The organism is Paenibacillus terrisolis, assembly GCF_056171975.1.
The window spans coordinates 12,412-24,783 of record NZ_JBKFGG010000040.1; the positions used below are offsets into that span (position 1 = coordinate 12,412).

The window sequence follows — 12,372 nt, forward strand, 5'->3', positions numbered from 1 at the left end:
TCTTTTTAATTTTTTTGCAGATAATCGAGTGCTTGGCGCATCTTATCCAAATAAGCCGCGCTGCCGTCCGAGCACATGAACTTGATCTCCGGCGCCGGGGGCATAGCGGCGTTTTCAACACCTGCGGGTTCGCCCAGCATGCAGCACAGCCGGTCCACGGTCCCCCGGCTCCCGTCGATGAGCTCGATATGAGGCGGGAGGACTTGCCGCAGCAGCGGCTTGTAAAACGGAAAATGCGTGCATCCGAGCACGATCGTGCCGTACTCAGCAAGGTCGACTCCGGCCAGCTTTTCCTCGAAATACCGCTCGATTTCGGCCGGGTCGAAGTTAAGCTGCTCGCAGTATTGCACGAGCTCCGGCAGCGGAATGGAATCTACGACTTTGTGATCGTCGACTCTGGCCACAAGGTCGGTGTATTTTGACAAACTCAGCGTTAGCGATGTGGCTAACACAAGCACCCGTTTGCCGGCTTCGCGGCTTCGGCGAACGGCCGGTTTCACCGCTGGCTCCATACCGATGATTGGGATGCGGTATGTGCTTCGAAGTTCGTCAATCGCCGCGCTTGTCGCCGTATTGCAGGCCACGACCAGCGCTTTGACGTTTTCACGCATGATGAGTCCGACCGATTCCTGAACGTACCGCTTGACCTCGGGTAACGTTTTGGTCCCGTAGGGGACATGCAGCGTATCGGCAAAATAAAGAAAGTCTTCTTCCGGGAGCTTTTTCATAGCTTCTGTTAACACGGTCAAGCCGCCAATCCCCGAATCAAAAAATGCGATTTTCACCTGTATCACCTGGATTTGTTTGGTTTATGCTTATCTTGGCTGTCTTTCGTCGGCTGCGTCCCATTCCCGGTAAAACTGCTCCAGAAACCGCAGCATAAATTCATGTCTGGATTCGGCCAGTTCCTTGGCGCGCTTCGTATTCATCAGATCCTTCAGCTTGAGCAGCTTCTCGTAAAAATGATGAATGGACGTGTTCTCCTCGCTGCGATATCCGACCTCCGCAAAATCCCGTCCCGGCTCATGTATGGACCGTCCCTTGGAGCCGCCGTAAGCAAAGGTTCTGGCGATGCCGATCGCACCGATGGCGTCAAGCCGGTCGGCATCCTGAACGATTTGTCCCGCGAGGGTAGACATCGGCGGGTTCATTCCGCCATTATAAGACATTGTCGCAATAATCTCCATCACTTCGGAGACGACGGATTCGTCTTCAACATGTTCCAGCAGCCAGCCGCGAACCTTGGCCAGCCCGGCGTCCTTGGAGGGATTCAGCTTTTCGTCCGCCACATCATGCAGCAGGGCGGTCAGCTCGCAAACGAATACATCCGCTTGCTCCTCCCTGGCAAGAGCCATTGCCGTATTCCTTACTCTATGAATATGCCACCAGTCATGGCCGCTGCCATCGCTTCCGTGCGCTTCTTGTGCAAAAAGTTCCGCTTTTTTTATGACCTCTTGAGATGAAAGCATCTTCCGACAACACGACCTTTCGAACCCCGATTTTTGCGGAGTCGCTGATTATCATCTTACCGCAAAATTGAAATTGTTTAAATGGTTACCTCCCCAGAGACAAACTGCCCCCGACGAAAGCCGCGAAGGGCCGGTCGGAGGCAGTGAATTCTTAAGCGATTAAATTATTTCACTTGAAGCGTATCATCCAGCCACTCGAACACACGATGATTGAAGAACAGAAGCGCTCCGAAATGGCAGTGCTCTTCGGCGCCTTCTTCCGACGTGAACTTCATGTAGGTTTTGGGGCAGGTCAGCACATCGTACAACTGCTGAGGCTGACCGGCAAAAAAATGATCGGCTTCCGCTTCGCATACCAAAGTCGGACACTTGATGTTCTCGGCAATTCCCTCCAATGTGAAGGGTTCCGTCTTGTCGACAAGCTCCTGTAACGAGGCGGCTTTGAATGTAAACATCCCGTTCTCGATAGCCCAGCGAATATTGGTGCCCATGGAGTTCAACATCTGTTTGAAGGCCTGTTCCATAATGGCGGGATCGACCGTCATCTCGGGTCCGGGACCTTGATCGAAAGAGGCGGGCGGTTGTTTCTTGCTCATTTCCCCATATTGGAAGGAGAAGAGCCCGTCATTCGCAATACAAGCCGCAAGCCGATGCTCGAATGCGGCCGCCCGCGAAGCCAGAATGCCGCCGAGGCTGATGCCCATCAGGGCAATTCGCTGCGGATCGACTTCGGGATAGGTCAGCAAATGGTCGACAACCGGCGTAACCACCTTTTCCCAGTCGTGCCGGAACGGAAGATGCTGCTCGCGAATGACCGCTCCTTGACCGGGACCTTCGAAGGTTAAGCAGTGATAGCCGCGCTTCAGCGCTTCCGATACGATCTGGAGATAAAGCTCTTCCTGAATGGAATCAAATCCGCCGTGGACAAGCAGCACGGGACGCTGCTCCCGGTCCACTCTATAAAAATAGGCGGGCAAAGTGGTTCCCTCGTAGGGAATTTCGACTTGCTCCACATTGACCTTTAATTCCTGCATGGACTGGCGGAACGACTCCCGGCTGTTTCCCCAAGTCTCGATAATTCGAGGATCTTCGGGATTGCCATGCAGGAAAAACTCCGCAGCCCGATAGTAATTCGAGGCGCGCAGATAAAATTGCCCGGCACTAATCCGGTTGCCCCGCGCAAGGCTCTGATCGCCTAAAGAGCGGACTCTTTGAGCCGCCCCAACCCATGCCTTGTACCAGCTTTCAAAATCTCCTTCTTGAATCCGGTAAGCGGTCGACAGGCATTCGCCGATGTCGGCGCCTCCATAAGGGGCGTAAGACAAAGTTCTCAGCAGTTCAAAGGAAAACGTCTGATCTTCAAAAACAAGCTTCATTTGATCACCACTCCATGTTCTTTTAAAGTATGATTCCCGGCAAACCGACTGACAATTTATAGATCATCTTTGATACAGGTTAAATATAACCTATAAAAACAAATAGGTCAATATTATTATGAGTTAAAATTGACCTATATCAGATTTGTTGTTTATTCCGGGAAACTGGTTTAAAATATTCGTGTTATCCAATTGAAACGGCAGGGGTTGTTGAAATGAATTCGATACGTTACGCTATCCTTTCGCTGCTTGCCCGCGAGCCGCTTAGCGGATACGACATCAAGCAGCAAATGAATAACCGTTTAAGTCCATTCTGGAAAGTGGGCAGCAATCAGGTCTATCCCGAATTGTCCAAGATGGAGACGGAAGGTCTCATCGAATTGCAAGGAGTTGAACAGAATACCTATCGTCCGGCCCGGAAGGTGTATGCGGCGACTGAGGCGGGAAGACAAGCCATCGTGGATTGGACGATCATCGACACGGAGGCGGTGGAGAACGTCCGGGACGATTTTCTTCTGAAAATATATAATTCCTGGCTGGTTGAGCCGGAGAAAATGAGAACGTTGATCGAGAGTGCCAAAAAACAGCACGAAGAGAGGCTGGCGATGTATCTCGACAAGACGGAGGAGTTGTACCGGCTTAAGGAATCCGTTGCCGATCCCGATCAGTATGCCTCGTCCATTGCGATCGTAGAGTTCGGAGTCTCTTACGAACGGACCTACATCAATTGGTGCGAGGGGTTGCTGGCCAAGCTTTAACCAAGAGAAACATCCATGGCGTTCATTCCTGGAATGCCGATTTCATTTAGCGTGGTGATATGCTTGTTCAAAATAATGCTGATCGAAGACGACTTAACTTTATTTCAGGAAATTAAGGACCGGCTGCTTCAGTGGTCTTATGAGGTTTATGGAGTTCGGGATTTCGGGAAGGTGATCGAGGAATTTACGGAGTGCCGCCCCGAGCTTGTCATTATCGATATCCAACTGCCGAAGTTCGACGGCTTCCATTGGTGCCGCATGATCCGTTCGCATTCCAATGTGCCGATCATCTTTCTGTCTTCCCGGGATCATCCCGCCGATATGGTCATGTCCATGCAGCTTGGCGCGGATGATTTCATCCAGAAGCCGTTTCATTTCGACGTGCTGATCGCTAAAATCCAGGCCACGCTCCGCCGGGTATACAATTACAACACGGAACGGACGGAACTGCGAACCTGGCGCGGCGCAGCCGTGGAATACGTGAAGAACACCGTGTCGAACGACATGGGCGCCGTCGAGCTGACGAAAAACGAGATGTATATACTAAAGCTGCTTATTGAAAAGAAAAATGCGATCGTTAGCCGAGAGGAACTGATGAAGCATCTCTGGGACAACGAGCATTTCGTCAGCGACAACACGTTGACGGTGAACGTGAATCGTCTGCGCAAAAAACTGGAGGCGATCCGCCTTGACGCCTTTATCGAAACCAAAGTGGGACAAGGCTACATGGCCACGGAAGAAGCGGCTCCGTTATGATCGTAAAATATTTGGTTGAACGCTTAAGCTGGATCCTGCTTTTTTCTTTCTTTCAGCTGTTGCTTTTGTTCGTCGCTTTTGTCGATAATGCCATTCCTTTTCTTCCGATACTCTATTTCGTGTTTTTATCCGTGCTGGCATTCGTGGGGTTTCTTTTCCTCCGATATCCGAAGGAAACGCGGTTCTATAAAAGTCTGGCCGCATGGGACGATACGTATGAACTGGCTTCGGTCGCTGATCCGGATAGCCCTTTTGAGGAGATCGCGATGGAAGTGCTCACGCTGCAAACGGAACGGTACCGGCAAGGCATCTCTCTTCAGCGGGTGGAGCTGGAGCAGGAGAAGGACGAGCTTCTGTCCTGGATTCACGAAGTAAAAACGCCGCTTACGGCGATGCAGCTCATGATCGAACGTCTGGACGACGAGACTTTGAAATCGCAGCTTATGTACGAATGGCTGCGGGTTCATATGCTGCTGGACCGGCAGCTGCATCAAAAGCGCATTCCTTTTATTAAAAACGATCTCTACATCGAAAAAGCGGAGCTTGAAGCCGTCGTTTATAAAGAGATCAAGGAGCTTAAATCCTGGTGCCTGCAAAAAGGCATCGGCTTCGAGGTCTCGCTTCGCGAGAGCGAGGTGCTGACGGACGTGAAATGGCTCGGTTTTATCCTCAGGCAGTTGTTGTCCAATGCCGTGAAGTACAGCGGCGCGTCCGACATCGTGATCGAAAGCGGCTGCATGGAAGAGGGGCAAGCCTTTTTAAGCATCCGGGACTTCGGCAGAGGCATTGATTCGAAGGATTTGCCGCGCATCTTCGACAAGGGGTTTACGTCCACGTCCGAGCATGTCGGCAGCGCCGCGACCGGAATGGGGCTTTATCTGGCGGGAAAAGTAGCCGATTCGCTCCTGATTCGCATCACGGTGAATTCCCGGCTGGGCGAAGGAACCACCTTTACGCTGACATTTCCGAAAAGCAATGAATTTGTGGGGCTGATGGGCATGTGACAACAATGTCACATGCCTGCGCTGTTTTGTTCGGCGAATCGAAGGACTCCGCCGGGCCTCCTTGGTTATGATAGGGGCAAGAAGCAAAGGAGTGTGGAGCATGGCCATTTTGGAAGCCAGCAAAATTCATAAAAGCTATGGAAACAAATTCAACAAACAGGAAGTGCTGCGGGGAATCGATCTCCAAGTGGAAAAGGGCGAATTCGTCAGCATTATGGGCGCTTCCGGCTCGGGCAAAACGACGCTGCTGAACGTGTTGTCCTCGATTGACAAAGTCAGTCTCGGCAGCATCAAGATCGAGGGCAAGGAGTTCACCGGGCTCAAGGAGAAGGAACTCGCCGAATTCCGCAAGCATCACCTCGGGTTCATTTTTCAGGAATACAATCTGCTTGATACATTGACGGTCAAAGAAAACGTGCTGCTGCCGCTTTCGATCAAAAAGGTGTCCCGGAAGGACGCGGACCGGAAGTTCCAGAGCGTTGCCGAGGAGCTGGGGATTTACGAGCTGAGGGACAAGTACCCGAACGAAATTTCCGGCGGACAGAAGCAGCGGACTTCAGCGGCGCGGGCGTTTATCCATGACCCGAGCATTATTTTTGCCGACGAGCCGACGGGGGCGCTTGACTCGAAGTCGGCTTCCGACCTGCTGGGAAAACTGAGCGAACTGAACCGAAAAATCGAAGCCACAATCGTCATGGTGACCCATGATCCGGTGGCCGCGAGCTACTGCAGCCGAGTCGTTTTTATCCGGGACGGACAGATTTACACCCAGCTTCATAAAGGGGAGGAATCCAGACAGGCTTTTTTCAACGGTATCATTCAAACGCAAGGCGTGCTGGGCGGTGTACAAGTATGAACCTGAATTACCTGATTTACCGCAATTTGAAGAAAAACCTGAAGAACTATTATTTGTACGTTTTCGCGCTGGTGTTCAGCGTCGCGCTCTATTTTGCGTTCGTGACCTTAAAGTTTGATCCTTCCTTGGATCAAGCCAAAGGAACCGTGAAGGGTTCTGCCGGCTTATCCGCCGCATCGGTCCTGCTGGTTGTGATCGTCTCCATCTTCCTGCTGTATGCGAACAACATCTTCATCAAGCGGCGCGGTAAAGAAATCGGGTTATTCCAGCTGATTGGACTGACGAAAAGAAGGATCTTCTGGATACTGAGCAGCGAAAATCTGATTTTGTATTTCGGGTCCATGCTGCTTGGCATTTTCATTGGCTTTTCCGTCTCCCGTCTGCTTATGATGATCCTGTTCAAAATCATCGACGTGAAGGCGGCCGCCAATCTGAATTTTTCCGTACAGGCTCTGTTTCAGACGGTGGTTGTGTTTGCGGCGATTTACCTGCTCATCATGCTGATGAATTACACATTTATCCGGGGACAAAGCATTTTGTCCTTGTTCCGGGTTCAATCCACCACCGAGAATAAGATCCGCAAAATGCCCTTTTCCGAAATTGTGATGGGCTTGCTGGGAATCGGCCTGATCGCGCTCGGCTACGATCTGTCCACAAAGCTGTTCAGCGGGGATTACACCGAGTTGACAGAGATGTTCCTGGCGATGATCTTCATCCTGGGTTCGGTGATTTTGGGAACTTATTTGTTTTATAAAGGATCGGTAAGCTTTATTTTTAATATGATCCGCAAAAGCAAGGGCGGATACTTGTCGCTCAAAGATGTGCTGTCCCTGTCTTCGATCATGTTCCGGATGAAATCGAACGCCCTGCTGCTGACGATTATTACTACGGTTTCGGCGCTGGCGATCGGGCTGTTGTCGCTAAGCTATATTTCGTTCTATTCGGCGGAAAAGACCGCCATGCAAAACGTGCCGAACGATTATTCCATTCTTAGGGAAGACGACGCTGTGAAGTTTACCGAGGCGCTGCAGAAAGAAGGAATCGTCTATCGGGAAATGCGCAGGCATGTGGTGATGGTGAATGCGGATTTATCGCAGATCATCGGCACGGACTTCAACGCGACAAGCGGGCTCACACCGCTCCCCGTTGTGAGCGACGCCGAAGTTCCCGGCGAAGACATGTCTCCGGACGAAACTCTTTTTGCCGGTTCCAGCGATGCCGTAAGTCAATTTATGGGCATCCGTTCAACCGGAGAGGTAACGATGGAGGGGCCGACAGACGGAGACGGGATTCGGCTGAATCTGACCGGATTGGATAAGGACGCCGTACTTCCCATTTATTTCTCGGTAAACTTGCCGACGGCGATTGTGGATCAAACGGTCTATGAGCGTTTAGCCCGAGAGGCGGACCCGCAGGTTCAAAAGGATAGTGATGTGTACATTGCCATTGATATCGAAGACGCGTCCCAATTGGATCAAGCCGATGCGATTTTTCATGAGCTGCGGTTTTCGGAGAAAGCCGGATATATGTCCCAACATGAGCTGACGATCAATCAAAAGACGAATATGGGGCTTATTATGTTTATCGTCGGATTTCTGGGACTTACTTTCCTGATTACTTCAGGCTGCATCTTGTACTTCAAGCAAATGGGCGAGGGCGAAGAGGAGAAACCAAACTACACGATCCTTCGGAAGCTTGGATTTACGGAAGGAAATATGCTGCGCGGCATTCAGTTCAAGCAGGTGTTTAACTTCGGCATTCCGCTGGTCGTCGGGCTGTCCCACAGCTATTTTGCCATCAAATCCGGCTGGTTTTTGTTCGGGACGGAGTTGTGGATGCCCATGATTCTGGTCATGCTGCTGTATACGGCGCTGTATTCAATTTTCGGATTGCTGTCGGTGCTCTTTTATAAACGGGTTATTAAAGACGCGTTGTAAAAAAAATGAAAAGAAGAAGGTCAGACTCTTTCGGCCTTCTTCTTTTTTTGTGTATACTGAAATGTATGGATTGACAATATTGGAGGGAATAAGTTGAGCAGAGTGGCAGAGAAAGAGAGATTGGGCAATCCCTTGCAAGGGTTTGCCGAATTCAGCAGAAAAGTGGCGGCGGAAGGCTCCGTTCTGTTGAAAAACGATGGGAATGTCCTTCCGATTCGGGAAGGCGAAGGCGTTTCAATTTTCGGAAGAATTCAAATTGATTACTACCGCAGCGGCACCGGGTCGGGAGGCAGCGTAAACGTGCCTTATACGACAAATCTTCTGGAGGGCCTTCGGAAGCAACCGAACATCAGTGTCAATGAGAAGCTTGCCGCGGTTTACGAGAAATGGGTGGAGGATCATCCGTTCGACAACGGCGGCGGGGGCTGGGCGGCGGAGCCTTGGTTCCAGCAAGAAATGCCGCTGACCGACGAGTTGGTGAGCGATGCGCGTCAAAATTCCGCCAAAGCGATCGTCGTCATTGGCCGGACCGCCGGCGAGGATCAGGATAATGCGCATGAGCCGGGCAGCTATTTGTTGACGCCGGAAGAACGGGGAATGCTGAAAAAGGTGACGGACCATTTCGAACAAACGGCCGTCGTGCTGAATGTTTCCAATATCATCGACATGAGCTGGCTGAACGACGAAGAATACATATACCCGATTTCCGCCGTTATTTATGCGTGGCATGGCGGGATGGAGGGCGGAAACGCGATTTCCGACGTGCTTGCCGGCCAGGTGACGCCAAGCGGCAAGCTGACCGATACGATTGCGTATTCCATCGACGATTATCCGTCGACCCGCAATCATGGCGGTGAGTTCACGAACGTTTATCAGGAAGATATTTATGTGGGTTATCGTTATTTTGAGACGTTTTGCCCGGACAAGGTGCAGTTCGAATTCGGGTATGGGTTGTCTTATACGGAGTTCGAAATTACACCCGAAGCGGCAACACTTACTTCTATAGCGGGTAGGCCGCATTTTGAAGTCAGTGTTGCCGTGCAAAATATTGGAACCAATTATGCGGGCAAAGAGGTTGTGCAGATCTACGTAGAAGCGCCGCAAGGCAAACTGGGCAAGCCGGCGAAAGTGCTGGCCGGATTCGGAAAAACCGGAGTGCTGCAGCCCGGCGAATCGCAGCGGCTCACCATTCGTTTTCCGCTTAATTCGCTCGCTTCCTACGATGACGGCGGAGTGACGGGGTTCCGTTCGGCTTATGTATTGGAAGCCGGGACGTACCAGTTTTTTGCGGGAAGCAGCGTAAAGAATCTGACCCGTGTCCATTTTGAGGGACAGGACGGTTACTTACTGGACGAGCTTCGCGTTGTGGAGCAGCTTGAAGAAGCATTGGCGCCGACGGAAAGCTTCGCGAGAATGAAGCCGGGCTCCAGAAAACAAGACGGTTCCTATGAGCTTGGGCAAGAAGCGGTGCCGACGCGCCAGGTTTCCCTGCGGAATCGGATCGAGGCGAATCTCCCGGAAACGCTTGAGCAAACCGGGGATCGAGGATATAAGTTAAAAGACGTTCACGACGGAAAAATCAACTTAAAGGACTTCGTCGCGCAGCTCTCCGATCAGGATCTGGCTTCCATCGTCCGGGGAGAAGGCATGAGCAGTCCGCTTGTTACTCCGGGTACGGCCGCCGCTTTCGGGGGAGTCAGCGACCGGTTGTTAAGCTACGGCATTCCGCTAGCCTGCGCGGCGGACGGTCCGTCCGGCATCCGTATGGACAGCGGGCATATGGCGACGCAGGTGTCCATCGGCACCTTGCTGGCCGCTACCTGGGACCCGGAGCTTGTTGAAGAACTTTACGTAATGGAAGGCCGGGAAATGCTGAGTTATAACATCGATACCCTGCTTGGACCGGGGCTTAACATCCGCCGCAGTCCACTTAATGGACGGAATTTTGAGTATTTCTCGGAAGATCCGCTCGTGACCGGTATTTTTGCCGTTGCGTGCTCGCGCGGCATCCGGCAAGGCGGCTCGAATGCGACGTTGAAGCATTTTGCCTGCAACAGCCAGGAAAAGCATCGGAGCCAAGTCAACGCGGTGGTATCCGAACGAGCGGTTCGCGAAGTGTATTTGAAGGGCTTCGAAATGGCGGTCAAAGAGGGCGGCGCGATTTCCGTCATGACTGCTTATAACCCGGTGAACGGTCACTGGTCGGCTTCCAACTATGATCTGAACACGACGATTCTTCGTAAGGAATGGGGCTTTCAAGGAATCGTCATGACGGATTGGTGGGCGAAAATGAACGATTGCGTTGACGGGGGGCCCGCCGACAAGCGCTGGACGAGCTGGATGGTTCGCGCGCAAAACGATCTTTACATGGTAGTTCCTAACTTTGGCGCGGAAGTTAATGCCATGAACGATAATACGATGGAAGCCTTGGAGAAGCGAACCATAACCCGCGGGGAACTTCAGCGCAGCGCAATGAATATTTGCGAATTTATCATGCGTTCTCCCGTGATTTCCCGGAAACAGGTGATCAAAGAGTCGGTTCACGCGTTCAAAGCGAATCCTTCGATTACTGCAGAGGCTCACGTGCAGACGATCTCGGGAAATGCCCGAGTGGTGCCAAGCGCGGATGCGCCAGCGTATTTGAAGGTAGAGGAGTCCGGCGAATACCGGATCATTGTCAACGTCATGTCGCCGGATTCCTCGCTTGCCCAAAGCGCATGCAACGTCAGCCTGAACGGCGAACTCGCGACCACGATTCAGACCCACGGAACGGAAGGCGAGTGGGTGATGCAGAAGCTGGAAAAGGTCGCGCTCGAAGCCGGTCTTTATGAGCTGAAGCTGGATTTCATCAAACCCGGTATCCAGATCGGTTGGATCGAATTCAAGCGATAATCGAATATTCTCAAACAAAAACTCAGGGTGCAGCTTTAGCCGGCCCTGAGTTTTTGTTTCGGCGGATTACTGTTTAATCACCAGAATATCGCGCGGAGGTTTGCGAGTGCTACGAATGAGAGCAATTTCCGCATCCGTCAAAATGCGGCCGACCAAAATAAAGGACGACGTGAGGTTGTCGAAACCGAAAGTCCCCAGATTCGCTACGTTTTGACTGCCCCGGAACACGCGGAAGGATCCTTGGAAATTCGTTCCGGAAAATAGGATAAGCGTAACCAGGGCTCGGCGGATTTCATTTCTGACTCTGAAGCTGGAGAGCTCATTGTCAAAGCGAAATGCTCCGAGGTCCCGAACCGCGATGCCCCCGCGTTTGAAGATAATTCGGCGCCCCGTAAAGTTGATGCCTGACCAAAATTCAAGACGTAAACCTCTGTTTAGCAGCAACGATATCACTCCTTTCTAAGGTTGATATAGCTTATTGCAGCTTTTAAAAATGGTATAAGCCAAATAGAGCAGAGGAATTGCTTGTTTTTGGATTTTACATCCTTGGAAATAGGGCCCATTTTATGATCCACGACAACCCGGCTATTGGCACCTTGACAGAGGGCCAAGGACTGCCGAATGAAAGGACCCGAATGGGGCAGTCTATCCTCAAAGGAGGGACCACCCATGCCGCATGATCCAAAACCTGTAGAAACCGATGGAGATCCGAAAACCGTTTATGAGGACACATCTCCGCATCTGCGCACTGGCTTTGAGCCGGGCCTGAGCGATATCACCGACAGTTCTTCGGAAACAGAGGAGGAAGCTAAAAATAGCAGTGGGAAAAGCAGCCGTTGAAGCAAGCCCTGCTTCTGAACTCAAAAATACGCGCAATTTGCGCGTATTTTTTAATGGCTTCAGCCAGTTGAGCATGCGAAGCGTGGGAAACAGAAAATCACCAGCTATGCAGGGGAGGGCAGTCGAACTTATAGCAAAAACCGCCTGATGCAGACGTTCTAATAGGAGTGTTCAAGCCACTATGTAATAGCGAAAGGAAAAGTGGGTTTAATGGCTAGTACCTCCTCAACTCCAAATAGACTCTTCCTACCACTTTACAACGATGGAACTTCATTAACTGGAAATTCTCCTGTTAATTGGGCCCTTATTGAATCTGGTCGAACACGAACTGGAAATCCTCCAGCTAAATCATCGATTTAAGCCATAGACTTCCTCGTTTGCCGAAATTAGTGGGAGCATTTCCAGTTAAATCGCCGTAATTTCACATTTTGCTTAAATTAGTGGAGCTTTTCCCGTTACTAGATCGTAAATAAGTTGACTTCGG

11 protein-coding genes are annotated in these 12,372 nt (G+C 51.3%); 7 read left to right on the plus strand and 4 right to left on the minus strand.

Annotation, left to right across the window (positions count from 1 at the left end; all coding sequences use genetic code 11):
* Positions 1 to 5 precede the first annotated feature (5 nt).
* The 3 genes from murI to ACI48K_RS22515 all read right to left on the minus strand — a co-directional run bounded on the left by murI (position 6) and on the right by ACI48K_RS22515 (position 2,845).
* Positions 6 to 785, minus strand: coding sequence for a glutamate racemase (gene murI, locus ACI48K_RS22505; RefSeq protein ID WP_475029888.1), 780 nt, complete (start codon positions 783 to 785; stop codon positions 6 to 8).
* A 30-nt stretch (positions 786 to 815) separates the two neighbouring features.
* Complete coding sequence (locus ACI48K_RS22510) at positions 816 to 1,469, minus strand: HD domain-containing protein (protein WP_475029889.1); 654 nt, start codon at positions 1,467 to 1,469, stop codon at positions 816 to 818.
* A gap of 164 nt (positions 1,470 to 1,633) precedes the next feature.
* Positions 1,634 to 2,845, minus strand: a complete 1,212-nt coding sequence (locus tag ACI48K_RS22515; RefSeq protein WP_475029890.1) for an alpha/beta hydrolase family protein — start codon at positions 2,843 to 2,845, stop codon at positions 1,634 to 1,636.
* 215 nt (positions 2,846 to 3,060) lie between these two features.
* Here ACI48K_RS22515 and ACI48K_RS22520 point away from each other — a divergent pair, with 215 nt between their 5' ends.
* The 6 genes from ACI48K_RS22520 (at position 3,061) to ACI48K_RS22545 (ending at position 11,048) form a co-directional block, all read left to right on the plus strand.
* Complete coding sequence (locus ACI48K_RS22520; RefSeq protein WP_475029891.1) at positions 3,061 to 3,603, plus strand: PadR family transcriptional regulator; 543 nt, start codon at positions 3,061 to 3,063, stop codon at positions 3,601 to 3,603.
* Positions 3,604 to 3,666: 63 nt separating this feature from the next.
* On the plus strand, positions 3,667 to 4,359 hold the full coding sequence (locus tag ACI48K_RS22525) for a winged helix-turn-helix domain-containing protein (protein ID WP_475029938.1): 693 nt from the start codon (positions 3,667 to 3,669) through the stop codon (positions 4,357 to 4,359).
* Positions 4,356 to 5,363 (plus strand): sensor histidine kinase, encoded by a 1,008-nt coding sequence (locus ACI48K_RS22530; RefSeq protein WP_475029892.1) that lies wholly within the window; start codon positions 4,356 to 4,358, stop codon positions 5,361 to 5,363. Before ACI48K_RS22525 ends, ACI48K_RS22530 begins: the two co-directional genes overlap by 4 nt.
* A gap of 100 nt (positions 5,364 to 5,463) precedes the next feature.
* A complete protein-coding gene (locus tag ACI48K_RS22535; protein ID WP_475029893.1) occupies positions 5,464 to 6,219 on the plus strand; it encodes an ABC transporter ATP-binding protein in 756 nt (251 codons plus the stop codon).
* On the plus strand, positions 6,216 to 8,156 hold the full coding sequence (locus ACI48K_RS22540) for an ABC transporter permease (RefSeq protein WP_475029894.1): 1,941 nt from the start codon (positions 6,216 to 6,218) through the stop codon (positions 8,154 to 8,156). Before ACI48K_RS22535 ends, ACI48K_RS22540 begins: the two co-directional genes overlap by 4 nt.
* 102 nt (positions 8,157 to 8,258) lie before the next feature.
* Entirely contained in the window at positions 8,259 to 11,048 is a 2,790-nt protein-coding gene (locus tag ACI48K_RS22545; RefSeq protein ID WP_475029939.1) for a glycoside hydrolase family 3 C-terminal domain-containing protein, read from the plus strand.
* Between the two features lie 66 nt (positions 11,049 to 11,114).
* On the opposite strand, the gene ACI48K_RS22550 is transcribed toward ACI48K_RS22545, so the two are convergent.
* Positions 11,115 to 11,489 (minus strand): hypothetical protein, encoded by a 375-nt coding sequence (locus ACI48K_RS22550; protein WP_475029940.1) that lies wholly within the window; start codon positions 11,487 to 11,489, stop codon positions 11,115 to 11,117.
* A 228-nt stretch (positions 11,490 to 11,717) separates the two neighbouring features.
* Here ACI48K_RS22550 and ACI48K_RS22555 point away from each other — a divergent pair, with 228 nt between their 5' ends.
* Positions 11,718 to 11,888: a hypothetical protein gene (locus ACI48K_RS22555; RefSeq protein WP_475029895.1), complete on the plus strand. Its 171-nt coding sequence runs from the start codon at positions 11,718 to 11,720 to the stop codon at positions 11,886 to 11,888.
* Positions 11,889 to 12,372: the final 484 nt, after the last annotated feature.